Raw genomic sequence first — 24615 nt, 5'->3', positions numbered from 1 at the left:
TGAATACTACCTATGCAACAAAATTTTAAATTATTGGCTTGGGCAACTCTAGCCAACGGTACTTGTTTTTCAATGATTTTACCTTTACTTGCCCCATTAATTCGTGAGCTTGGCTTAACAGAAGTACAGGGCGGAGTAATTGTTTCAGCGGGTGCAATTTGTATGGCGATTGCATCTATTCTGATTGCCAGAGGGGAAAAAATACAGACTCCTTATCAATTAATGAATTATGGTTTCTGGGGCATGACCATTACTTGGGCTATATTTACAGCGATTCTTTATTGGGGAATACAACAAACATTACCCGTAATGATAGTTTTTGCTTTGTTGGTGATTAGTCGAGCAAGTACTGGTGGTTTTATGGCTATGCCACAAATAGGTCTACAAAGTTATGTCATGCAACATGTCACAGAGGAACAACAACGCAGTCAAAAAATGGCAATGTATGGTGCGATGAATAGTTTAGGTATGATCGTCGGCCCATTTCTAACTTCAGTGTTATTGTTCGGTGGAATTTTATTGCCAATGTGGATTGCAGTTATTTTATTGGTGATTTTTAGTTTGATTATCACAATGTATTTTAAACATGATGAGGGTAAACAAAACACAATATTGGATCAAAAACAGCCTGTAAAAATAGAGCATTCATTTTCATTAAAACCAGCTATTCCTTGGCTTATTTTAGGATTTACTACCTATATGGCTATCGTGACGCTCAATATGACGGCAGGTTTTTATATTCAAGACCATTTTCATTTAAGCTCACAACAAAGTGCGATTTATTTTTCCCAATGTATGCTCATTGTTGGTTTTAGCTTAGTGATTACTCAGATCCTGATTGTAAAAGTACTTCATTTAAAACTGAAAGCTTTGGTATTGGTGGGTACGTTTAGCATGGTTATTGGACTCATCCTATCTTTAAGTGCAATCCATATTTGGATGTTTCAAATAAGTTATTTATTTTATGGGGTCGGAGTGGCAAGCCTTTTGCCTGCATTTACCACAGGGGCGGCTCAATCTGTTACGCAAGCTGCTCAAGTCAAAATGGCAAGTATTTGTACAGCTACTCAAGCGATTGGTCTCATTGTGGCGCCTTTACTGAGCACTTTTCTATATCAGTTCGGCATTCACTTACCTTTTTATTTACTCTTAATATTGATGGTCACAGTGGCGGTCTACTTGTTGATCATATCCTATTCAAATCAGAATACGATGATAAGCAATAAGGTTAACTCCTAAATCAAATATGCTTGAAAGACAGAGAATATTAAATTTTTATGATTGCAGTCTCGTAATCAATTCTTAGATGATTATTTTTAGTTGGACGTTTGATCGTAAGCGTCCGCTGAACACACCTTATGAATTCATCCTATAAGCCTTAATTTAGTCCCCACTTAAAAACAAGTGGGGACTAAAATTTATGACTACAAATCACCAGACATCCATCGCATCTCTTGCGAAAAAACGAAGAACATACAGTGCTGAATTTAAACAGCAGATCGTTCAGGCTTGTAAAGCACCAGACGTTTCAATTGCTTCAGTCGCTTTGCAACATGGATTGAATACAAATCTTGTATCCAAATGGATTCGCTTAATTGATGCTAAGCCAGGGAATGATCGCTCACCACTACCGAATAAACCTGCATTTATTGCCTTATCTTGCTCTGCACCATTAGATCCTACTCCTACTGACATGTTAAAGGTTCAAATTACTTTACCCCACTCAAAAGCAGAAATTGGCTTGAAATGGCAAGTATCAGAAATATCTGCTTTAGCAGAATTACTCAAGGCACTTGCAACATGATCCGCATTGATGAAATCTGGCTTTCTACCCAACCTCTGGATATGCGAGCAGGGATGGATACTGTCATGGCTCAGGTGGTGAGAGCCTTTGGCTACATCAAACCGCATTGTGCTTACCTGTTCTGTAATAAACGTGGACATCGCATGAAAGTGCTGGTACATGATGGATTGGGCATCTGGCTGTGTGCCCGGCGGCTGGAACAGGGCAAATTTCACTGGACTCAAGTTCACCAAGGTGAAACCGTGGCCCTCAGCCCGGAACAGTTACAGGCACTGATCCAGGGTTTGCCCTGGCAGCGCATTGGACGACAGCAGGTGGTGACGATGCTTTAAACCAGACTGTTCCATTCTGCTATTCTCCAAACGTTCTATTTCATTCTTCTCATGACCTCAGGCATACTGCGGTCATGAATACGCTGCCTGACTTAAGCCAACTGACCCATGAACAACTGCTGGAATTCACCAGGCAGTTGGCGCTGCAGCATCAGTCTCTAGCACAATCAAACCAGCAATTAGATGCCAAAGTTCAGCATCTTGAAGTAACCAATCAGCAATTAGATTCTAAAGTTCAACATCTTTCTATTCTCAATCAAAAATACGAGCATGAACTCGCACTATTTAAACAGCACAAATTCGGCAGTAAAAACGAACATCTCACTGCAAAACAAATCCACCTATGGGATGAAGCGGTCGAAGAAGATATTGCTGCTGTTGATCTGGAATTAGAACGATTAAATGCAGATAAAACCGATGCAGCGACACAGAAAGCCAAAACCAATAAACCTAAACGTCGACCACTGCCAGATCATCTACACACCATCCGTATTGAGCATGAACCTGCATCAACCCAATGCGCTTGTGGCTGCCAACTCCGTCGTATCGGCGAAGATATCAGTGAAAAACTGCATTTCAGACCGGCACAGTTCTATAAGGAACAGCATGTGCGTGGTAAATGGGTCTGTGATCAGTGCGACACTCTGACTCAGCAAGCGATGCCTGCCTATGTAATTGATAAAGGCATTGCTTCACCTGAATTGCTCAGCCATGTGCTGGTATCGAAGTATGCCGATCATTTGCCGCTGTACCGTCAACGTCTGATCTATCAGCGGGCGGGAATCGAACTTTCTAGATCAACGTTATCTGACTGGATAGGTCGCTGCGGAGTAGAACTCGAACCTCTGGCCAATGCCTTAAAAGAGGTGGTACTACAACAGCAGGTGCTGCATGCAAATGAAACACCAGTCACCATCATGCGGATGGGTGAGAATGAGAAAAAACCGAAGAAAGGTTATGTCTGGGCCTATGCCACTACACAGTACAATCCAGTTCAGGCGGTGATCTATGACTTTCAGGATAGTCGTTCAGGCGAGCATGCTGCAGAGTTCTTGAAAGGCTGGCAGGGCTATCTAGTCTGTGATGATTACAGTGGTTATAAAGCACGCTTTAAATCAGGCCAGGTCATAGAGGTGGGCTGCATGGCCCATGCACGTCGTAAATTCCATGAACTGCATGTGACCGGGAAAAGTCAGGTCGCTGAACAGGCATTGGTGCTGATTCAGAAACTGTATGCGATAGAAGCAGAACTCAGGAAAAAGACCGATGGTACAGCAGAACAGCGCCGCGAATACCGACAACAGCATAGTCAACCAGTGATGCAACAACTATATGAATGGCTCAACCAACATCATCTGACAGTGCCATCGAGTTCTCCCATTGCCAAGGCCATCAATTACACGCTGAAGCGTTGGCCAGCTTTAAGCCGCTATCTGGATGATGGCAATCTACCTATTTGCAATAATTGGGTCGAGAATCAGATGCGTCCCTGGGCGTTGGGGCGCAAGAACTGGCTGTTTGCTGGCTCGCTGCGCAGTGGTCAGCGAGCAGCAAACATCATGACGTTAATCCAGTCAGCAAAGCTGAATGGGCTGGATCCGTATGCCTATTTAAGTGATGTGCTGAAAAGGCTGCCGACGCATAAAGTGACCCAGATTGAAGAGTTACTGCCACACTGCTGGAAACCTGAACCGAATTAAAAAATAGGCATGGGGTTCAGCGGACGCTTACGGATCTTTAAAAATTCAAGATCAAACTTTGGATGTCTTTTGGAGCGAAGCTATTAGTCAGAAAAACTCAGATATTCTTGCCCAAAGTGTGTTTGGTTTAAGCCTTTATTCACTTCTTTCTCATTTAGATATATTAACTCACCGTTCTATTTTTAAAGAGATTGAGCCGATATGTTTAGGATGGTTTTTTCAAAAAAAATTAAACGCCAAAACTTTTGAGTGGCAAGAGGGTAAGATTACTAAGATAAGTAAGCATAAGGCTGTATGGACTAATCCTAGTCGTAGCTTATTGACTCTAATGGCCACTTTTGCTGCTTTAAATCTGGATGATGAAAGACCATCGACTTGCCATGGTTTAAATTTTTCAAACTATTTATTAAATTACACGGAAAGAAAAGAAAATTTTATAAAAAAAGCTAACGAAGGCTTTTGAACCGTACCGGGTTTGTCGGAGACTTTTTTATTTAAGTTAGGCCACCTGACCTAACGGATTAATTTTATCATAGTACATTGCTTCAAAATCAAAAGGTGGCACATAACCTAGTGCACTATGTACACGCTCTTTATTGAACCAATCTACCCAATTTAATGTCGCAAGTTGTACATCCGCTAAACCTTGCCAATCTGCTTTTAAATATTCAATCACCTCTGTTTTGTATAAGCCATTCACTGTTTCAGCCAAAGCATTATCGTATGAATCACCGGTCGTACCGACTGATGCTCGTAAATTTGCTGCTTCTAAACGATTGGTATAACGAATGGAAAGATATTGCACACCTCTGTCACTATGATGAATCACGTTCTTTGGCATGCCTCGATCATGCAATGCTTGCTCCAGTGCATCGAGCACCATGTCTGTATTCATCCGTGTTGATACTTTCCATCCAACAATTGCTCGCGAGAACACATCAATAATAAAGGCGGTATAGACCCAGCCTGAATTTGTTTGAATATACGTAAAGTCAGCGACCCACAGCTGGTCAGGGTGATCAGCACTAAAATTGCGTTTCACCAAGTCATCTGCTCGTTTTTGATCATCTCGGCTATGGGTAGTTTGTTTATTCTTACCTCGCCAAACACCTTGTATACCTAGCTTTTGCATCAATCGAGCAACTGTACAGCGTGCAATAATATAGCCTTCACGTTTCAGTTTTTGCCAAACTTTACGTACACCATATCGACCTGAACTTTCCTTCCAAATTCGTTTAATTTGTTCAGCATGATGCAAGTCATGTAGATCTCGCTTTGCTCGATGTTCTGGGTTTTCGCAGAGATCTAGAGTCCGGTAATAGGTTGAGGGTGCGATCGGTAAAATTCTACAAATCGCCTCGACTCCGTACAGCTCTTTATTATTATGGATAAAATCCACCATTATTTGTGTGGGCGGTCGAGCTCCGCCTGGGCGAAAAAAGCGGCTGCTTTACGTAGAATCTCATTGGCGCGTTGCAGTTCTTTATTTTCGCGTTCGAGTTGTTTGATACGTTCTTGGTCTGAAAGCTGCTGTACTTTAACTGGATTTAGTTTATCTAAATATTTTTGATACCAAACACGTAGTGTTTCAGGAGTACAACCTATCTTGGGAGCAATAGCGGTGATCGCAGCCCAATTCGATGGATAATCTTTTTCAGATTCAATCAATAATTGAACCGCTCTTTCTCTGATTTCAGGGGTATATTTTAATTTTGTCATCGGGATAGTCTCTCAGAATATTGACTCTCCGACAAACCCGGTACGGTTCAAGCAGTAATATCATATTGATTTCCATAGAGTTCAAATCTATAGCCTTCTTTAGGGTACTTTTGATCGTTCATCACCATGAAAACCCCTGAATAGAGATAATCTTATGGAAGATGAAGTAATCACCTAGATGGATTGAAATATTGTGGAGGGTAAGAGCATTATATAAGTCGTTCAATGTCTTATATTCTTTATTAAGACTTTCCTGAGTACTCAAAAGTAGTTCAGTAGGCCATAATTTGGCATTACCCCTAGAATAAAAAAATAAAATTTTTTGCAATAATTCGTCATTGGCTAAGACGTTTTTATCTATCACACGGAATTCAATATTCATAGCTTTTAGAATATTTTCTATATCTCTAATTTTTAATAGATTTTTTTCACTTAATGCTTGAATAGATGGCTTTACCTCATGGATTGCATATGTACCATCTTTATATTTGATGAGGAAGTCAGGAAAAAGAAAGCGATTTTTGGCATGTGGAATTTTAACAGCCTGAGTACGATAGGCCTCTACATTTTGGTTTTGTTCTAAAGATAATGCATAAGCCAACTCTAGTTTGCTTTCAAGCGGTATCATGGCTTGATTTTTTACGCTCGGAAAGAGAGAGGTGCGTTTTCCAATACTGCCTTGTTCGATCTTTCTTTTGCCAATAATTTTCCCAGAGATATCTGCTTTTTGCTGAAATGCAGCAATAATTTGTTTCTTGATATCAGCGTGAACTTTGGAAGAATAGATAGTCGTATTTTGGATATGTTCCATTCCAATGACTCTGTAAAATTGCTAAGAAGTCATTATTTGTTGGAATAGAGGCTACTACAAGATACCTAAAAACAGGAAAAACGGATAATTTGAGGAGAAATATAAAAAATTAAAGCGATTTTTTGACAACATTTGGTTTAAGTTGTTGTTTTAAGTTCTAATTTAATATATCACAAAATATTCTTTTGTACATCTTTATTTTTGTTGGTTTTTTGTAAAAAAGTAATATTGGATGTTTTAGATAAGTTTTAGGATGTGAATGCTCTAAAGAATTCTGACTTATAGGAATTCTTATTAGAGCAGTTTTAAAATCTACTTAGAAAAAGTATCAAAAAACAGTATATTGGATAAATATGCAACTTTAGCTTAGGGTTAAAATTTATGGGGAATCTTCCAAAAGATGGGCGTAGTCAAGAAATTGGCCGCTTGGCAGCAAGAGCTTTAGCAAGTAAATTGCCTAAAGCTTGGATTGAAACCCCCATGGCTGGTGACACTGACTTTGGTATAGATTATTCAATTCAACTCAAATCAACTGAAAATTATGTAAATTATAGCTTTTACCTTCAATTGAAAGGCACTACAGTACCCAAATATAATGTGGATAGATCACTTATTTCATATGATTTTGATGTATCAGCATTAAATTACTATTCTCAACAAGAGCCGTTAGTAATGGTTGCTGTTGTTGACTTAAAAGAAAAAGAAGATGATTTATCCAATTGTTCAATCTATTATTTTTGGTTAGAAGAAGATTGGTTTGAAAAAAATAAAGATAAGTTAGAAAGCCAAAAAACTATATCTGTTCAAATCCCAACTGACAACTTGTTAGATTCATCATTAGATATTTATCAATTTTATAAGAAGAGAATTACTGAAAAAAATAGGTTCTTTTCTTTGAAAAGAAGTATTACAGAGCGACAAAAACCTATAGATGAAGTATTAGAAAATTTAACTACAATAATTAGTGAAAAACCTGTCTTTTTAAAAACTATTGAGCTAAAAAATGAAGCCCCTTGGATTGATAATCCTAAGGGCGAAATTCCAACTGACCTAAAGATTTGCTCAGATTATTTATCAAGTAACCGTATACAGGCTGCAGAAGAAATATTAAACAAATTGGAGACTATAAAAGATAAATTCAATGACCATGAATTGGCAGAATTTTATTATCAAAAAGGTAATCTTTTGTCTTATCAGGGATTTTTTGATGAAGCTGAGACGCAGTTTAAATTTGCACAAGAGAAAAATACGAAAATTCGTTATCGTCTCGCATATTTAGAGTCAAAATTTAAGCTAGACTCAATGCCACCCCAAGATGAGCTTGAAGAATTAGCTAATACGCTAGGTAATGATAGTTTTACAGAATGTGCACTAAAAGCTAAAACTCTAGCAATGCTTAAAAGACCTATAGAAGGTTTGGAATTACTAAAACAATATTATCCAACAGAAATTATGATTCAAATGGTTATATGTACTATAGGTTACCTTCCTGTAGAACTAGATCAAATCATTGAAGAAAATATAGAAAATGATTTTGATGATGATAGAAAGCATTATATTTTTAATGCATTAGCTGCACGAAGGTATTTTCATAAGTCCTCAAATGATGTAGGGATATGTGGAGAGATTCTTCCTATTGAAGGGCGGCCTGATTATGATTTGGAAGGCATGAAGAAAGCTTTTAGTTTCTTACAGAAAGCATGGATTGCAGCTCAAAAGTTAGGATATCCAGCTGACATTACTATTCTAATAGATAAGTATCAACTAAAAAGTAAACATGTATTCATTACCAAAACCCTTTGAAATCTGCCCAACCCAACGCTCTATTTGATCTGCCTTCATTACCTTAAAATCCCGCCAGTTATACTTCATCTGCTTCCAAACCATCTCAATTCTATTCAGCTCAGGACTATACGCAGGTAGAAAATACAAAGTCGTTGAATACTCTTGTACAAGAAGCTTGCGCCAATCTACCATCTGTTTGCTGCGATGAATCGAGGCATTGTCAACAATCAACACCAAAGGAACTTGATAGCTGCGTTTCACCTGTGCTGCTACACCCATCAAATAGGCATAAAACCAGCGACTGTTAACGGACTCCTGTAGGCAACTGGTGATCAGATGACCCGTTGACAGGAGACAACCCATCACATTAACTCGCTTTAGTCTTACAGCATCAACCGCATGAACATCGCCTATCTTTGTCCATGCATAACGGTTATCTGGCGTAGCCGAAAATCCTGTTTCGTCGACATAGCCCAATACAATTTCACCACGTGCCGCTTGCTCACGTAATGCTTCAATTTGCTGTTGCGCTTGTCCAAATGCGGTCGGGTCTCTTTTTTTTCAAGCTGTGGCGGGTGCGTTTGAAGACCATGCCTGAATCTCGCAAAAACTTGCGAATAGTTTCAACAGACACGGACACACCGTGTTTTTCATGCAGTTTGACTCGGATTTGTTCTGCATTGAGTGGGCTTGTGTTGACCCACTCTAAGATTTGAGCCTGATAGTTTGATGTCAGTGTATTGGGACGGCCTGAGCGATGACCTTCTTGAATCGATTCAAACTGATGTAGCTCCCAATGTCGGCGTTGTAGCCTTATGGTTTCTGGGATACGCTCTTGTAACGCAGCAACTTCGGCAACAGTTTTACCTTCGGAAAGCCAGAGAATAGTTTGGGCACGTTGTCTTTCACGCCAATGTGCTGCATGCTTGGTCAGGAGAATTAGTTGTGCACGCTGTTCTAAGCTGAGTGGGACGGTAACAATCCGTGGCATGTGCAAACATCGTTTAACCAAAAATGTCTTTTCGCATGTTTAGTTATTTTTGTCAACTTATCAGTCCTTTAATTTATGGATATTTTAATAAATTAGAAGAGCTTACTTGCTATTTTGATGAGATATTAAGTGAAAGAACAGCGCACTCAGAAATTATAAGAATATATGTCCTTATATTGTTTAACTGTGGACAATATCAAAAAGTTATCGATTTACTTGAAAGATTAGAGTCACTAGACGCTGTTGAGTGCGGTATGCATATTCTTTCATATAATCATTTGAAAAAATCTAGACAATGCCTGTCATTGATTGAGAAATATGAAAGTATTCTATTAAACTCCTCGAGAGAAAATATTCCAGCTATTTTTTGTATTGGTGCTGAAATTGCAGATGCAATGTTTAATAAGGATTTAGCTACGAGATATGAAGAAATTGTAAAATCATTCCCTGATGGTGAGGCATTTATTGCGATTCAAGATTTTGTCAAAAAATCTAATGAGGATAGAAGTAGACATAAGGAGTTTACCCAAGATTTATATCAAAAATATATAAATCTAGGTAAACCTTTAGTTATTGCAGAACAACTAATTAGATATTTAGATCCTCAAGAAAGTATGGCTGCTAACCAATTAATAGAGTTGGCAGAGACAGTATTAGAAAGAAGAGAATTTAGTGAAGAAAGGTATTTAGATCTTGCACAAGCGTTTATCACTACAGAGCGCTGGGCTGATGCAGAAAGATTGGCTATAAAAAATATTGATAAAGGGTTAGCAGTTTCTAAATGGAGGTTAGTACAGGCAGCAGCATTACAGAATCAAGGGAAAATAGGGGTTGCTTATAAGACTTTTGAAGAGGTAATTAAATCGGAAAATATAGGTAAACAGGAAAAAGATTTTTTTATCAATTTATCTCTTTCATTAGGGTTAATTGATAATGTTGTGGAACTGCTCGAAGATAATCTAATAAATTCTACTAATGTGCTAGATAAAATTTTTATCATTAGACGACTTATTGCTATTTATATGAACAGGGCTGAATATGAGCAAAAATTAAAGGCTGCTGTTTTAAAGTACGGAGAATTTATTGATCACAATAATTGTGATCAAGAGGGTGATTACTTGCAGTTATGCACGCTCTTATGTCCATTCGAAAATGATGAACAAGTTTCAGATTATACTGAAAGACGAGATAAATATTTAGAAAAATTTCCTGATTCAACAGTCTTTAAAATGGGGAATATTAATATAGATGAAGGTGCAGAAGGATTATTAGAGTCTTTAAGAAATATGCTTGGTATTACTCCAGAACAAATTGAATAGATCTCTTGCGAAAGTTAATTTAAGAGCGTCCAGTTCACCATTCCAGCAATTAAATTCATTCTTAGACCAAATCGTTTCCGTCTATTTCTATAGCGTTCTGTTAATATCCGAAAATATTTAAGTTTGCCGTTGATATGTTCAATTGTGATCCTACGCCGACTGATTTCTTGGTTGATCTGTTTTGCTATTTTGGGTAATGATAAATTCTTAGGTTTCTTGATTGGAATGAGTAACTTACTCTTAATCTGATGAAATCCTTTATAGGCTAAATCTGCCATAATACAAGGATAAATGATCATCTCCTTAAAATACTTACGCGCAATCGTCAGATCATGTTTTCTGCCACTTTCGACCTGTATACTTACAATTTGCTTTAGTCTTGGGTTAAAAATGACCTGTGTTTTTAGCGTATGTTTCTTCTTTTTACCACTATAGAATTTTCTTTGTTTTTTTGGGATGCTCAATCTGTGACTCAGTGACATCAACGATCACATAATCCCCCTCACTAAACTTTTGATTCCTTTTAGGCAATGCGAAAATCCGTGATTGAATCAGAGCATTTTCAACTTTATGAATAGTACGATTCACATTGCTTTCAGCTAGGTTATAGTCAGCGGATAACTCAATTTGAGTTCTATAACAGCGTAAGTAATTTAAAGTTAACAACAATTGATCCTCTAAACACAACGAATGAGGTCTTCCAGATTTTTTCTTGGCAAGTTCAGCGTGTTGTAACACCGATACCATTTTTAAGAATAATGGACGAGGAACTCCAACGAGTCGTTTAAATTCCCCATCATTAAATCGAGTTAAATTTTCATATTTCATGGGGCTAGTATAAACAATTTTTTACTTTCGCAAGAGATCTAATTATGGGAAAGTAATAAGCAAAAGCTCAGAAGTGGTGAATTACCAATACCTTTCTTTATGCGAGGACAGTATTTACAGGATACTAGGGATATTTTTACTACATGGTTTTTGTCAAAATCTGTTACAGACCAAGAACTAGAATTTAAAATTATACATTCCCCTCAACTGCATCAAAATGAGTTTTATGAGCTGATTGATTCATCTGATATTCTGTTAATTGAAGAAACTTCATTGCTAATTCTTAATGATTTAGAGCTTCTTGAAAGTTTCTTACAATCATTACCAAAATTTTCTATTTTAGAATCAGTTCTTCAAAAACTTAATCTTACAACACATTCTCCACTTTCTCCTTATCGTCAGATTGCAGGAGAAATTTTAAGAGCTATACAAAATAATCTTACTAAATTGGATTTAATACGTCTAAATGAGGACAGTTTTTTACAATATGATCAACCCTTGAAGGATAAGAAAGGGGTATTAATTACTGATGATCTTTATTTAAGAAATTTGATTTGTATGGAGAATAATGTTATTCGGACTGGAAATATATTTAATATTCTTGAGTTTTTGAGTGAAAAAAATATTTTTGCAGAAGATGTTTTACAGGAAAAATTAATTCACGTAAGTAAATTAGGTATTGTTAATTTAAATATGAGATTGGATTTTTTGGGTAAATCCCTAAATTATTTTCTAAGTGGATCTGAGGTTTTAGACTACAAAGATACAGATTTCCAATATCTTTTTGATAAGATAATGTTTATACATTCCGGTTTTAAAGATAAATATAAGCTATTTCTGGATATTTTTCTTTATGTTGATATACAAAAAATTAGTGCAAACACATTACTTACTTTAATATATAAACTTCTAGAAGATGAAAATACTTATAAACCAGAATCTGTTATTTCAACTTAGTTTATTTATTGCGGCATTGGGAAAAAAAGTGAGAGAGATCTTGTTACTAAAATTAGTAAAGAACATTTAATTTTATGGGATAAATATTTATCGGTTATGAAAATATTAAATCCTAATAATTTTTCAACAGAATATTTGCTAAAGGCTGTACTAGTAGTGATATCAAGTTTAAATCCAGATATTAAAGGGATAGCATTCAATAATTTAAAAAGTGTATTTGCTTTTGATTCAGTCGAGTTTTCAGTTTTGAGTCAATTGGATAATTATCTTTGTGATAAATAAGTCTCAAAATTATTGCACGAATAACCAAATTAAAAAATAGAGCCCAAAGGCTCTATTTTTTTAATTCTAACGAATGACATACATGTGTCGTAAATGACATTCTATATGTCGTTTTACGCTAAAAAAGCCTTACCAGCTTAACGCACCGCCAGTTTGGTAATCTGTTACGCGCGTCTCGAAGAAATTCTTCTCTTTACGCAAGTCCATCATCTCTGACATCCACTGGAACGGGTTGTTCACACCAGCAAACTGTTCAGGCAAGCCTAACTGCGCCAGACGACGGTTGGCAATAAACTTCAGGTATTCTTCCATCATGCCAGCATTCATGCCGAGTACACCGCGTGGCATAGTGTCACGTGCATATTCGATTTCCAGCATCGTACCTTCAAGAATCATCTGAATGATTTCTTCCTGGAATTCAGTGGTCCATAGACCCGGGTTTTCGATCTTGATCTGGTTGATCATATCGATACCAAAGTTCAGGTGCATTGACTCATCACGCAGAATGTACTGGAACTGCTCTGCAACACCATTCATCTTGTTACGACGGCCCATCGACAGGATCTGGCTGAAACCGCAATAGAAGAAGATACCTTCAAGGACACAGTAGAATGCGATCAGGTTGCGAAGCAGGATCTGGTCATTTTCAGGTGTACCAGTTTTGAAAGTAGGATCACTTAAAGACTGGGTATATTTCAGGCCCCACGCCGCTTTACGTGCAACACTTGGTACTTCGCGGTACATGTTGAAGACTTCGCCTTCATCCATGCCTAACGACTCGATACAGTATTGGTAAGCATGCGTGTGAATCGCTTCTTCAAACGCCTGACGCAAGATGTACTGACGGCATTCAGGGTTGGTAATATGACGATAAATCGCCAACACCAAGTTATTTGCTACCAGTGAATCGGCAGTCGAGAAGAAACCAAGTGAACGCATTACGATGGTACGTTCATCTTCAGTCAAGCCATTTTCAGACTTCCACAGCGCGATGTCGTGGTTCATGTTGACTTCTTGCGGCATCCAGTGGTTTGCACATCCGTCCAGATACTTCTGCCAAGCCCATTCGTATTTGAACGGTACAAGCTGGTTCAAGTCTGCACGACAGTTGATCATCGCCTTGTCATCAACCTGAACGCGTTGCGCACCCATTTCAAGCTCTTCCAGACCCGGTGCAACATCAAGCTGCTCTAGGGAAGCAGATGCTCTTGCCAGCGAATCGGTTGGATTTGATCCTCGGTTTTGAGTGGCTCTAAGGGGTTGTGCAGCTGCCACATCCGGCGATGCGTTGTCTGCATCAGATACCATCTGTGAATTAGTCGCTTTTTGCGGCTCGACGGGCGCAGGCTGCTGTTCAGGTGCAGCCGGTTTTTGCGAATCATCTTCGAAATCGTCCCAACTTAGGATAGACATATCAATTCTCTCTACGTTGCTTTATATCTTTTATGAGACATTCAGCTTGGCTGAGATGTCTTACTATACGCTTAATTTGTGTAAGCAAAATTAAGTTTTGTCGATGAATGCTCTAGTTTTATACAGGAGCAATAATCCCCACTACTTATTTTGCTTACGCTGCTGGCGAACTTTGAACCAGAAGTAAGCAATAGGTAAATAAAAGGTAATACCAAAGGAAATCAGCAATGCCGCAAGTCCTAACATGTAGTTATGAGTCATATGTGGCATTGAGGTTTCCTTTTACTTTTAGTTTGTGAATCCTAGCCGAAACTAGGATTCACGTTTAAATCATTTTTTAGATGATTTACTAGGCTTGATTGTTTCAGTAACTGTAGTTTTAGGATGCTTTTTTGCATAGCCTTCAGTTACGAAACGACCAGTTCCTGCATCACGAGAAACTTTTTTCGTAGCCATAGAGATAATCTCCATTACAAATTCAAGATGACTCTTACTGGCTCGTTTCTCGAATCGATGATACAATCCGTTCATGCATTTACTTATGCCAGCCTCGTTGTGACCATCTTGGTATCACTTCGAGATTGAAAGCCTTCTAGTTAGTTTTGACGGACGCTAGAGGGCTTTTTTATTGCCTGAATTTCGTAATCCCCCTAAGTCCCCCTTTGGAAAGGGGGATTTTCTCCCTCCTTTATTAAAGGAGGGTCGGGGAGGATTTAAAACCTGTCAGATTACTGACAGGCCTCACAATCAGGATTGTCAATTGAACATGCCATTGGCACTGGCGCCGCTTGAGCAAAACCTTCTTCCTCTGCAGGAGCTTCAGGTTTTTGTGCTTCAACGACAGGAGCTGCTGCTACAACAGGAGCCGCAACAGTTGCAGGTTTAACTGCGTTCAATGCACCAGTGTTAATTGTCGATTTCTCAGCAGAAGTCGCACCCAATGCACGAAGGTAATAAGTCGTCTTAAGACCACGTAACCAGGCCATCTTGTAAGTGATGTCCAGTTTCTTACCGTTTGCACCAGCGATGTAAAGGTTAAGAGATTGCGCTTGGTCGATCCATTTTTGACGACGTGATGCAGCATCCACGATCCAGCGAGTTTCAACTTCAAACGCAGTCGCGAAGATGGCTTTAAGCTCTTCAGGAATACGGGAAATCTTTTGCACAGAACCTTCGAAGTGTTTCAGGTCGTTGACCATCACAGCATCCCAAAGACCGCGTTCTTTCAACGCACGTACCAGGTACGGGTTAATCACGGTGAATTCGCCAGACAGGTTTGATTTCACATACAAGTTCTGGAATGTAGGCTCGATAGATTGAGATACACCACAGATGTTTGAAATTGTTGCAGTCGGAGCAATTGCCATCACGTTCGAGTTACGCATACCGTCTTTTTGAACTTTGGCACGTAAAGTGTCCCAATCCAAACGTTGAGTGCGGTCGACTTCGAACATGCGTTCTGGACGAGTTTTCGCAACCAGATCAAGCGAGTCGATTGGCAGGATACCTTGATCCCACAATGAACCTTTGAATGTTTCGTATGTACCACGTTCAACAGCCAAATCGCTAGATGTTGAAATCGCGTAGTACGAAATCACTTCCATCGATTCATCAGCAAACTCAACCGCAGCATCAGAACCATAAGCAACGTTCATCTCATACAGTGCATCCTGGAAGCCCATGATACCCATACCAACCGGACGGTGTTTCAGGTTCGAGTTGCGTGCTTGTGGAACAGCGTAGTAGTTGATGTCAATCACGTTATCGAGCATACGAACCGCAGTTTTAACTGTACGTGCCAGTTTTTCACGATCAAGAACACCACCTTGAACGTGTTGTACCAGGTTGATCGAACCTAAGTTACATACTGCGATTTCTTCTTTGCTGGTGTTCAGCGTAATTTCTGTACATAAGTTAGAAGAGTGAACTACACCTACGTGTTGTTGTGGTGAACGCAGGTTACATACGTCTTTGAATGTGATCCACGGGTGACCAGTTTCAAACAGCATAGACAGCATTTTGCGCCACAAATCTTTTGCACGGATTTTCTTGTGCAACATGTTTGTTTCTTTGGCAATCGCTTCGTAATGTGCATAACGCTCAGCGAATTCTGCACCAGTCAAATCATGCAGATCAGGCGTTTCAGAAGGGGTGAACAAAGTCCATTCAGCATCTTCGAATACACGTTGCATGAACAGGTCAGGAACCCAGTTCGCAGTGTTCATGTCATGGGTACGACGACGGTCATCACCAGTGTTCTTACGCAGTTCAAGGAATTCTTCGATGTCCAGGTGCCAGGTTTCTAAGTATGCACATACTGCACCTTTACGCTTGCCGCCCTGGTTAACCGCAACAGCCGTATCATTCGCTACTTTAAGGAATGGAACAACACCTTGCGACTTACCGTTTGTACCTTTGATGTATGAGTTCAAGGCACGAACTGGCGTCCAGTCATTACCTAAACCACCTGCCCATTTAGACAGCATTGCGTTATCACGCATTGCGCCATAGATGTCGTACAGGTCATCATCAATTGTAGTCAAGTAACAGCTAGATAATTGTGGACGTAGCGTACCTGAGTTAAACAGGGTCGGCGTAGAAGCCATGTAGTCGAAGCTAGACAATAAGTTATAGAACTCAATCGCGCGGTCTTCGCGGTTTTCTTCATTGAGCGACAAGCCCATAGAAACACGCATAAAGAACAATTGCGGAAGTTCGAAACGTACACCATCTGAATGGATGAAGTAACGGTCAAATAAAGTTTGCAGACCCAAGTAAGTAAACTGATTCGAGCGTTCCGGTTGAATCGCAGCAGCCAGTTTCGCCAGGTCAAAGTTCAACAACTCTGGAGAAAGAAGCTCAAGCTCAATCCCTTTTTTCAGGTAAGTTTCTAGCGCATCACCTTCAACTGTATCTACAGGTAGACCCAGGAATTTCAAACCAGTCGCAACCAGGTCATCACGCAATAAACGTGCAGTCACATACGTATAGTTAGGCTCTTGCTCAATACGGGTACGGGTCGCCATCATCATCGTGGTCGAGATGTCAGACTCTTTTACGCCGTTGTACAAGTTTTTCACAGTCTCATCGACAATGGCTTGTACATCAATCCCTTCAAGGCCTTCTGCTGCTTTAGTAACATGCGCAGTTAAAGCACTTAAATCTAGTGGCTTGAGTTTGCCTTCAGCATCGGTAATTTGCAGGGTCGGGTGATGATGTGCACCTAACTGTTTACGTGCTTCAGAACGTTGTTCACGGTAAATGACATAAGAGCGTGCAACTTTCTGTTCGCCCGTACGCATTAGCGCAAGTTCAACTTGGTCTTGAATTTCTTCAATATGAATCGTTCCGCCAGAAGGTAAGCGACGTTTAAAGGTATTTAATACCATTTCCGTCAGTTGCTCGATACGATCATGGATCCGGCTCGAGTCAGCGCTTTGTTGGCCTTCAACCGCCAAAAACGCTTTACCAATTGCGACAGAAATTTTTTCTGCATCAAAAGCGGCAACATCACCGGTGCGTTTAATCACCTGAAGTTGACCAGGAGTTGAAGTGATTACGCTCATGTTAGCATAGCTCCATTGTCATCTATTTTTATGTTTATGGACCGTTTGAACTGGGCAAAATTCGTGCCACAGTGTTTGAGGAATAAACACAAGACCTAGTGGTTTTAAAATTAATTGAACACAAGATACGGGAAAATTTAGGGTAGATCAATATTGACATTTAGCTAAATATTTTTCTTAAGTTGTGCTTTAATCCTTGTAAAAATATCGCTATTTTTATTGATTTTTGTATAAGCCTTATCAGGCAAGGCATAGCATAACAAAGTCCAAAGAAACTGCTTATAGATAACACTGTGGATAACTAAAAACTGCTGAATCAAGCAGTCATATTTTGTCCATGTGAGAGTTGTGTAAATCGAAAATCAGATCTAAGCCACTGTTTCAAGCATAATTGTCCAAAAAGTGCCCGATAAAATATTACAAAATGCTATTTTGATGTATCAGTTTGGTGAACGCTATCTTGTTTACAATGTAAACGTGTGTATATTGCAAGCATATTAAAAACGTATCTATTGGATTTCAAAAGGATACGCCTATAGCGTAGATCCACCAAATAAGGGGCAATACATGAGCCAAGAAGAAAAGTTACCCAAGATTTTAATTGTTGAAGATGACGAGCGTCTTGCTCGTTTAACGCAAGAATACCTCATTCGTAACGGACTTGAGGTGGGGGTAGAGCCGGATGGTAACCGTGCCATTCGTCGGATTATTGCCGAGCAGCCAGATATGGTGGTGCTGGATGTAATGTTACCAGGTGCTGATGGCTTGACCATTTGCCGTGAAGTGCGTCCACATTATCATCAGCCGATTTTGATGTTGACTGCGCGTACTGAAGACATGGATCAGGTTTTAGGTCTGGAAATGGGTGCAGATGACTATGTCGCTAAGCCTGTTCAGCCGCGTGTATTGCTGGCACGTATTCGTGCATTATTGCGCCGTACTGATAAGGTACCTGAAGATGAAGTGGCACAGCGCATCGAATTTGATGATCTGGTCATCGACAACGGCGGTCGTTCAGTGACCTTAAATGGCGATCTGGTTGATTTTACCAGCGCAGAATATGACCTGTTATGGTTGCTTGCATCGAATGCTGGCCGTATTCTCTCTCGCGAAGATATTTTCGAGCGTTTACGTGGTATCGAATATGATGGCCAAGACCGTTCAATCGATGTGCGTATTTCTCGTATCCGTCCAAAAATCGGTGACGATCCAGAAAATCCGAAGCGTATTAAAACAGTACGTAGTAAGGGTTATCTTTTTGTTAAAGAGACCAATGGTCTTTAAGCAAATGTGGTTTGTTGCTTGAACAAGCAGGATAAATTATAGGTGTTTAAACACAGTATATTTTTGCGTATATACGCAGGACTCGTCATCCTTGTCGTCTTGGTGGCGGTGTTCGGCTATTTGTTGGTACAGATTATCAACTATCAGCGTGCGCAAGAATATCGCGAATCCCTGACTGATGGTATGGCATATATCATCAGTGAGGGGGTTGCACGCCAGCCAAATCTCCAGCAAAAAATGGATTGGGTTTCTGATGCCTCCGATTTGCTGGAATTGCCCATTCACTATGTAGAAGCCAGCAAGGTCGACATTACCCGTGCTGAAGGGCGCCGTATTGCCGAACGAAAAGCGGTGGTGCGTTGGGACGCTGAATCGGGTATTGCCTATATTGTAGTTGGGCTGCGTGATGACCCGGGTCATTACCTTTATATTAAGGCCGACAGCATTACTGAGCGCCAGATGAAGGCCTTACCAGTCTTTATCCTGGATTATCTGGTCTACTATCCAGGTCAGGAAAAAGAATACCTGGCTCGTATTCAGGATTATTTTTCTTATCCGGTTTCCATCGAAAACGTCCAGAATCTACCTTTAGACTCCGAGCAAATCGGACGTCTGCGTCTGGACCATAGCATCATTTTGTATCGGGATAGTGCCTCAATCCGTGGCACTACCATTTCAATTATTTCGCCAATTCCAGGTTCGACCTCACAAGTCTTGGTGATGGGGCCGGTGCCATTGTTTAACTGGATGCCATTCCAGTTGGCCACCGGTATTACTTTATTGAGCCTGTTTGTGCTGAGTCTGGGGGTGTATGGTTTGCTGGTGCCGATGCAGCGCAAGTTGCGTGAAGTCAGCTATGCCTTAAACAAAATGAAAACCGGTAATATGTCATTGCGTCTTCCTGTAGAAGGAAGTGACGAAATGGCAACGCTGGCCTCTAGCTTTAATAATATGTCTGATCATATTCAGCGCCTGATTGAAGCCCAGCGTGAACTGATGCGTGCGGTGTCGCATGAACTGCGTACACCAGTAGCACGGATTCGTTTTGGTGTGGAAATGATGGCAGATGAAGATGATTACGATTATCGTCTGCAACAGGTCGAACAGATTGATAAAGATATTGAGGCGCTGAATACCCTGATTGACGAGATCATGACCTATGCCAAGCTAGAACAGGGCATGCCTTCGATCGAGTTTGAAAAGGTCAATCTGTTTGAAGTGCTGAATCAGGTAGCTCTGGAAACTGAAGCATTAAAAACCCAGAAAATCATTGAGCTACATTCAATGCCTGATGTGGTGGTTGAGGCAGAACGCCGTTATCTGCATCGCGTAATTCAGAATCTGGTCGGCAATGCGGTGCGTTATTGCGACAATAAGGTGCTGATCAGTGGTGGTCTGGATCAGGATGGTCAGGCCTATGTCTCTGTTGAAGATGATGGCCCGGGAATTCCGGAAGTGGATCGTGCCCGGGTCTTTGAAGCCTTTGCCCGGCTGGATGACAGCCGCACCCGTGCTTCGGGTGGTTATGGTTTGGGTTTATCCATTGTCAGCCGGATTGCGTACTGGTTTGGTGGCAAGATTCACGTGGATCAAAGTCCGAGCTTGGGTGGTGCGCGTTTTACCATGACCTGGCCGGCACAACGTTATGTCAAGAAGAGTAAGCGCAAAATGCTGGAAAAAAAGCCAGAGGAAGCGAGTGATCATTTAGCTTGATATTGTGTAAATGATTTTGGTCATAAAAAAACGATGCATCAGCATCGTTTTTTATTGGAAGAGATTTTATTCCTGAATGGTCGCATCAGGTTCAATGAGTGATTTACCCTCTTTTAAGCTTTGTAGCGCTTCAGAGTTAAAGTCGATCACCAGTTTGGTATTTTTCGCATCGACGTTATAACGCTGAATCAGTTTTTGGTCGCCTGATAACGTTTCGACTTTATATTCGTCAGCGATATTCATAATGCCATCCAGATTAATGCTGGAGGAGGCATGATCTTCTTGAAACAGTGCATGAATATCGCGCAAGTCAAAAGCGACCTGACTCATATTGGGGTGTTTCTGAACATAATCTTGGATATGTCGCACCAGTAACTGGGCAAATAAAAAATAATTAGGTCGATGGGAAAAGCGTAGAGACATGCAAGGACTCCTTATTGTTACTTTATTAATGTCATGATGTGGTTTAGAAATAGAAATAACATATTCTGAATCAGTCCGTTGAGCATGTTGCAAAAAGACACAATTGCCAATCCAAGATTACCAAGTAGCTGCAGGGGGTAAAGCAACAGTTAAATATAAAAAATCATATTAAATATCAAGTTAAATCAAATGGTTTGAAAGGAAAAATAGTTGTTAAAATAAGTTTTTATCCGATTTAACTTGGATTCAATAGTGAAAAAGACTATATCTAAATGGGTGGGCGAGAAAAGCAGCTCATCGATCAGCCTATTTTCTGGAAGTGCTCTTTATAGAAAAATTAATAGATAATTAAAATTTAATTTAGGAAAACGATTAAAACGAATTCTGAATGATTAAAGTCAAATTAAATGCTGAAATGTCTAAAAAATCATCCCAAAGACTAAGGCTTATAAACTAGCAAGTGAAATCCAAAATCAGGTACAATTGGCGGGATTAATTTTGTGTTTGGTGTATTTGAAGGCCAATACATACATTCTTTGTTAACAAATAGGCCTGCCAGGAGTTATCCCCGCATGAGTGCTATTACTCCATACGAATGGGCAATTATTGCCTTCGTGATCGGCGTTACATTTTTATGCGTCTTTATGCTGACTGTCCCATTACTCCTCGGGGGTAAATCATGGGGCCGTGCCAAGCAGGAGCAGTTTGAGTCAGGTGTAGTTAGCGCAGGTGGAGCTCGTATCCGCTTGTCTGCAAAGTTCTATTTAGTTGCAATTTTCTTTGTGGTGTTTGATTTAGAAGCACTTTATCTATATGCATGGGCAGTTTCTGTTCGTGAGGTAGGTTGGATTGGTTTTGCAACTGCAGCTATCTTTATCATAGTTTTACTTGTTGGTTTGATTTACGAATTATCGACAGGCGCACTCAATTGGGCACCTTCAGACAGACGTAAGGCAGCAGGAATTAAAGCTAAGATTGGTTCGCCAAATATGGATCTTGCAGAAATTACGCGCTTCAACTCGATTGAAGAATTGGTGATGGATCCAACGGGTCAAATCCCGGCTCAATCATCTGGTTTTGTGAAAAAGTCACAAACTCAATTATCTGATAAGGAGTAAGACGGGATGAAATATACATTAACCCGTGCGAATCCGAATGCTGACCAATATCCACTTCAGGAACGTATTGTTGTAGAAGATCCGTTGCTAGAAGAAGAAGTGAATAAAAATGTATTCATGACTCGCTTAGAGGATGTGGTACATACAGCAGTCAACTGGGGTCGTAAAAACTCAGTTTGGCCATTTAACTTTGGTACATCTTGCTGCTACGTAGAATATGCAACGACCTTGACCGGCGTGCATGACTTGTCACGTTTTGGTGCCGAGGTTATCCGTGCTTCACCGCGTCAGGCGGACTTAATGATTGTAGCGGGTACTTGCTTCGTAAAAATGGCGCCAGTAATTCAGCGTCTGTACGAACAGATGCTTGAACCAAAATGGGTCATTTCAATGGGTGCATGTGCCAACTCAGGTGGTATGTACGATATTTATTCAGTCGTACAAGGTGTGGATAAAATCATCCCGGTCGATGTGTATATTCCAGGTTGCCCACCACGTCCTGAAGCTTTGATTCAGGCATTAATGCTGTTGCAAGACCAGATTCAACTAGAGCGTCGTCCGCTTTCTGCGGTGATCGGTGATGATCTTAAGCCAGTGTATAAGCCAAAGATGATGCCGGAACGTGACCGTAAGAAAGACCAGCGTGTTGCTGTGAAGAACTTACGCTCTATGGATGAAATTAAATAATTTAAACGACAGGTTGTTTTGTTGTGCACCCGCTATGGGTGTAATTGTCGTTTAGGTTGACTGAATTTGTATTAAATAGGAAGCCAAGCCAATGGCTGAAACTGACATTGCTATGCCAGAATCAACGTCTGTTGATTCACGCCCAGCATTTGCCATCATTGAAGAACTCAAAACCAAATTTGGTGAGAACTTCTTTGTGCAAACGACTTTCGAGGATTTCCCGACAGTCTGGGTTGAGCGCGCACGTGTACAAGAAGTTTTAATGTTCTTGCGTACAGTGTCACGTCCTTACGTGATGTTGTTCGACTTGTCAGCGGTAGATGAGCGTCTACGTACGCACCGCGACGGTTTACCTGCGTCTGACTTCACAGTGTTCTATCACTTGTTGTCGCTCGAGCGTAATACTGACATTCGTATTAAAGTTGCTTTAGCTGAAAGCGATTTGAATCTTCCAACAGCAACCAATATTTGGCCAAATGCCAACTGGTACGAACGTGAAGCTTACGATATGTTCGGGATCAATTTCGAAGGGCATCCAATGCTCCGTCGTATCTTGTTGCCAACCTATTGGGAAGGTCATCCGCTACGTAAAGAATATTCTGCACGTGCGACTGAATATACGCCATATTTGCAAGATAAAGCCAAACAGGACTACGAACAGGAACATCTTCGCTTCGTCCCTGAAGATTGGGGTATGAAGCGCGGCAATGCCGATGAAGACTTCATGTTCCTGAACTTGGGTCCGAACCATCCATCTGCGCACGGTGCGTTCCGTGTGATCTTGCAGCTGGACGGTGAAGAAGTGAAAGACTGTGTGCCTGATATCGGTTATCACCACCGCGGTGTGGAAAAGATGGCTGAACGTCAAACCTGGCATTCATTCATTCCGTATACAGACCGTGTCGACTACCTCGGTGGTTGTGCGCAAAACATGCCTTACGTGCTTGGCGTAGAGCAAATGGCGGGTATTACTGTACCTGACCGTGCGCAATGTATCCGCGTGATGATGTCTGAACTGTTCCGTATCAATAACCACTTGCTGTTCATTGGTACTGCGATTCAGGATGCCGGCGGTATGACGCCAGTCTTCTACATGTTCGCCGATCGTCAGAAAATCTATGACGCGATTGAGGCGATCACCGGTTACCGTATGCACCCGGCATGGTTCCGTATCGGTGGTACTGCACACGACCTTCCAAACAACTGGCAGCATCTGATCCGTGAAATCCTGGACTGGATGCCGAAACGTTTGAAGGAATACCATACTGCAGCGCTGAAAAACTCGGTGTTTGTGGGTCGTACCCGTAATGTTGCGCAATACGATGCAAAATCTGCATTGGCTTGGGGTGTAACAGGTACAGGTTTACGTGCTACAGGTATCGACTTTGACGTACGTAAATACCGCCCATATAGCGGTTATGAAAATTACGACTTCGAAGTACCGGTTGAGTATGAAGGCGATGCCTATGCACGCGTCATCGTTCACTACCGTGAAATCGAAGAATCACTGAAAATTATCAAACAATGTTTAGATAATATGCCGTCTGGTGCGTACAAAGCAGACCATCCATTGGCTGTTCCACCACCAAAAGACAAAACATTACAAGATATTGAAACCTTGATTACGCACTTCCTGAGCGTATCTTGGGGTCCTGTAATGCCGGCGGGTGAAGCATCTGTGATGGCAGAAGTGGTGAAAGGCGCGTCGAATTACTACTTGACTTCAGACAAGTCAACCATGAGTTACCGTACCCGTATCCGTACACCAACCTTCACGCATTTACAGCAAATGCCTTCTGTGATTAACGGCAGCCTTATGTCTGACTTAATCATTTATTTAGCGACCATTGACGTCGTAATGGCTGACGTGGATCGCTAAGGGG

General features: G+C 40.6%; 23 protein-coding genes and 1 other annotated feature. Of the genes, 13 read left to right on the top strand and 10 right to left on the bottom strand.

Annotation, left to right across the window (positions count from 1 at the left end):
- Positions 1 to 12: 12 nt before the first annotated feature.
- From actD to F891_RS11990, 5 genes are all read left to right on the top strand, one after another.
- A complete protein-coding gene (actD, locus tag F891_RS12010) occupies positions 13 to 1239 on the top strand; it encodes a putative acinetoferrin export transporter ActD (protein ID WP_005180623.1) in 1227 nt (408 codons plus the stop codon).
- Between the two features lie 181 nt (positions 1240 to 1420).
- The gene (gene tnpA, locus F891_RS12005; RefSeq protein WP_004646130.1) at positions 1421 to 1804 is read left to right on the top strand and encodes an IS66-like element accessory protein TnpA; all 384 of its coding nucleotides are present in this window, start codon (positions 1421 to 1423) and stop codon (positions 1802 to 1804) included.
- Complete coding sequence (gene tnpB, locus F891_RS12000) at positions 1801 to 2136, top strand: IS66 family insertion sequence element accessory protein TnpB (RefSeq protein WP_005263609.1); 336 nt, start codon at positions 1801 to 1803, stop codon at positions 2134 to 2136. The genes tnpA and tnpB overlap by 4 nt, the downstream gene beginning before the upstream one ends.
- Positions 2137 to 2210: 74 nt before the next feature.
- The gene (tnpC, locus tag F891_RS11995) at positions 2211 to 3836 is read left to right on the top strand and encodes an IS66 family transposase (protein ID WP_005263607.1); all 1626 of its coding nucleotides are present in this window, start codon (positions 2211 to 2213) and stop codon (positions 3834 to 3836) included.
- A gap of 58 nt (positions 3837 to 3894) precedes the next feature.
- Positions 3895 to 4299: a hypothetical protein gene (locus tag F891_RS11990; RefSeq protein WP_005263605.1), complete on the top strand. Its 405-nt coding sequence runs from the start codon at positions 3895 to 3897 to the stop codon at positions 4297 to 4299.
- Between the two features lie 36 nt (positions 4300 to 4335).
- Here F891_RS11990 and F891_RS11985 read toward each other — a convergent pair.
- Positions 4336 to 5555 (bottom strand): IS3 family transposase gene (locus F891_RS11985; protein ID WP_148335363.1). Its coding sequence is split into 2 segments (ribosomal slippage): positions 4336 to 5279 and positions 5279 to 5555, totalling 1221 coding nucleotides; the frame shifts between segments, so codons are not numbered across the junction.
- Positions 5164 to 5280, bottom strand: a sequence feature (AL1L pseudoknot). Its footprint overlaps the gene before it by 117 nt.
- Before the next feature lie 121 nt (positions 5556 to 5676).
- Positions 5677 to 6366, bottom strand: coding sequence for a TnsA endonuclease N-terminal domain-containing protein (locus tag F891_RS11975; protein WP_005263603.1), 690 nt, complete (start codon positions 6364 to 6366; stop codon positions 5677 to 5679).
- A gap of 381 nt (positions 6367 to 6747) precedes the next feature.
- Between F891_RS11975 and F891_RS11970 the strand changes: the two genes are divergently transcribed.
- Positions 6748 to 8169: a DUF4365 domain-containing protein gene (locus tag F891_RS11970; RefSeq protein WP_005263602.1), complete on the top strand. Its 1422-nt coding sequence runs from the start codon at positions 6748 to 6750 to the stop codon at positions 8167 to 8169.
- On the opposite strand, the gene F891_RS11965 is transcribed toward F891_RS11970, so the two are convergent.
- Both F891_RS11965 and F891_RS11960 read right to left on the bottom strand, forming a co-directional pair.
- Complete coding sequence (locus F891_RS11965) at positions 8131 to 8670, bottom strand: IS630 family transposase (RefSeq protein ID WP_126038012.1); 540 nt, start codon at positions 8668 to 8670, stop codon at positions 8131 to 8133. The genes F891_RS11970 and F891_RS11965 overlap by 39 nt on opposite strands.
- Complete coding sequence (locus F891_RS11960; protein ID WP_005262470.1) at positions 8666 to 9142, bottom strand: helix-turn-helix domain-containing protein; 477 nt, start codon at positions 9140 to 9142, stop codon at positions 8666 to 8668. The genes F891_RS11965 and F891_RS11960 overlap by 5 nt, the downstream gene beginning before the upstream one ends.
- Before the next feature lie 35 nt (positions 9143 to 9177).
- Here F891_RS11960 and F891_RS11955 point away from each other — a divergent pair, with 35 nt between their 5' ends.
- A complete protein-coding gene (locus tag F891_RS11955; RefSeq protein ID WP_005263601.1) occupies positions 9178 to 10461 on the top strand; it encodes a BTB/POZ domain-containing protein in 1284 nt (427 codons plus the stop codon).
- A 14-nt stretch (positions 10462 to 10475) separates the two neighbouring features.
- On the opposite strand, the gene F891_RS17500 is transcribed toward F891_RS11955, so the two are convergent.
- A protein-coding gene (locus F891_RS17500; RefSeq protein WP_100222412.1) for an IS5 family transposase occupies positions 10476 to 11289 on the bottom strand; the annotation gives its coding sequence in 2 pieces (ribosomal slippage) (positions 10476 to 10901 and positions 10903 to 11289; 813 coding nt in all).
- A 150-nt stretch (positions 11290 to 11439) separates the two neighbouring features.
- Between F891_RS17500 and F891_RS11940 the strand changes: the two genes are divergently transcribed.
- Positions 11440 to 12246: a hypothetical protein gene (locus F891_RS11940; protein ID WP_171066345.1), complete on the top strand. Its 807-nt coding sequence runs from the start codon at positions 11440 to 11442 to the stop codon at positions 12244 to 12246.
- Between the two features lie 411 nt (positions 12247 to 12657).
- Here F891_RS11940 and F891_RS11935 read toward each other — a convergent pair whose 3' ends face one another.
- The 4 genes from F891_RS11935 to F891_RS11930 all read right to left on the bottom strand — a co-directional run bounded on the left by F891_RS11935 (position 12658) and on the right by F891_RS11930 (position 17507).
- Positions 12658 to 13941 (bottom strand): ribonucleotide-diphosphate reductase subunit beta, encoded by a 1284-nt coding sequence (locus tag F891_RS11935; protein WP_004280785.1) that lies wholly within the window; start codon positions 13939 to 13941, stop codon positions 12658 to 12660.
- A gap of 141 nt (positions 13942 to 14082) precedes the next feature.
- A complete protein-coding gene (locus F891_RS18445; RefSeq protein ID WP_004645881.1) occupies positions 14083 to 14211 on the bottom strand; it encodes a hypothetical protein in 129 nt (42 codons plus the stop codon).
- Between the two features lie 60 nt (positions 14212 to 14271).
- Positions 14272 to 14397 carry a hypothetical protein gene (locus F891_RS18440; RefSeq protein ID WP_004732081.1) on the bottom strand — a complete coding sequence of 42 codons (126 nt, stop codon included), beginning with the start codon at positions 14395 to 14397 and terminating at the stop codon, positions 14272 to 14274.
- A 272-nt stretch (positions 14398 to 14669) separates the two neighbouring features.
- Positions 14670 to 17507, bottom strand: a complete 2838-nt coding sequence (locus F891_RS11930; RefSeq protein WP_004280783.1) for a ribonucleoside-diphosphate reductase subunit alpha — start codon at positions 17505 to 17507, stop codon at positions 14670 to 14672.
- Between the two features lie 567 nt (positions 17508 to 18074).
- Between F891_RS11930 and bfmR the strand changes: the two genes are divergently transcribed.
- A complete protein-coding gene (gene bfmR / locus F891_RS11925) occupies positions 18075 to 18791 on the top strand; it encodes a response regulator transcription factor BfmR (RefSeq protein ID WP_004280782.1) in 717 nt (238 codons plus the stop codon).
- A gap of 42 nt (positions 18792 to 18833) precedes the next feature.
- On the top strand, positions 18834 to 20504 hold the full coding sequence (gene bfmS / locus F891_RS11920) for a sensor histidine kinase BfmS (RefSeq protein WP_004280781.1): 1671 nt from the start codon (positions 18834 to 18836) through the stop codon (positions 20502 to 20504).
- A gap of 66 nt (positions 20505 to 20570) precedes the next feature.
- Here bfmS and F891_RS11915 read toward each other — a convergent pair whose 3' ends face one another.
- Positions 20571 to 20927, bottom strand: coding sequence for a hypothetical protein (locus F891_RS11915; protein WP_004280780.1), 357 nt, complete (start codon positions 20925 to 20927; stop codon positions 20571 to 20573).
- A gap of 572 nt (positions 20928 to 21499) precedes the next feature.
- On the opposite strand from F891_RS11915, the gene ndhC reads away from it, so the two are divergent.
- The 3 genes from ndhC (at position 21500) to nuoC (ending at position 24611) form a co-directional block, all read left to right on the top strand.
- Entirely contained in the window at positions 21500 to 22045 is a 546-nt protein-coding gene (ndhC, locus tag F891_RS11910) for an NADH-quinone oxidoreductase subunit A (protein WP_004280779.1), read from the top strand.
- A 6-nt stretch (positions 22046 to 22051) separates the two neighbouring features.
- A complete protein-coding gene (locus F891_RS11905; RefSeq protein WP_004280778.1) occupies positions 22052 to 22732 on the top strand; it encodes a NuoB/complex I 20 kDa subunit family protein in 681 nt (226 codons plus the stop codon).
- Positions 22733 to 22823: 91 nt separating this feature from the next.
- The gene (nuoC, locus tag F891_RS11900) at positions 22824 to 24611 is read left to right on the top strand and encodes an NADH-quinone oxidoreductase subunit C/D (RefSeq protein WP_004280776.1); all 1788 of its coding nucleotides are present in this window, start codon (positions 22824 to 22826) and stop codon (positions 24609 to 24611) included.
- Positions 24612 to 24615 lie beyond the last annotated feature (4 nt).

The organism is Acinetobacter sp. CIP 101966 (assembly GCF_000369725.1).
GTDB classification, from domain to species: domain Bacteria; phylum Pseudomonadota; class Gammaproteobacteria; order Pseudomonadales; family Moraxellaceae; genus Acinetobacter; species Acinetobacter lwoffii_Q.
Note: the sequence above shows the minus strand (reverse complement) of the source record. Positions and strands in the feature narration are given on the sequence as shown.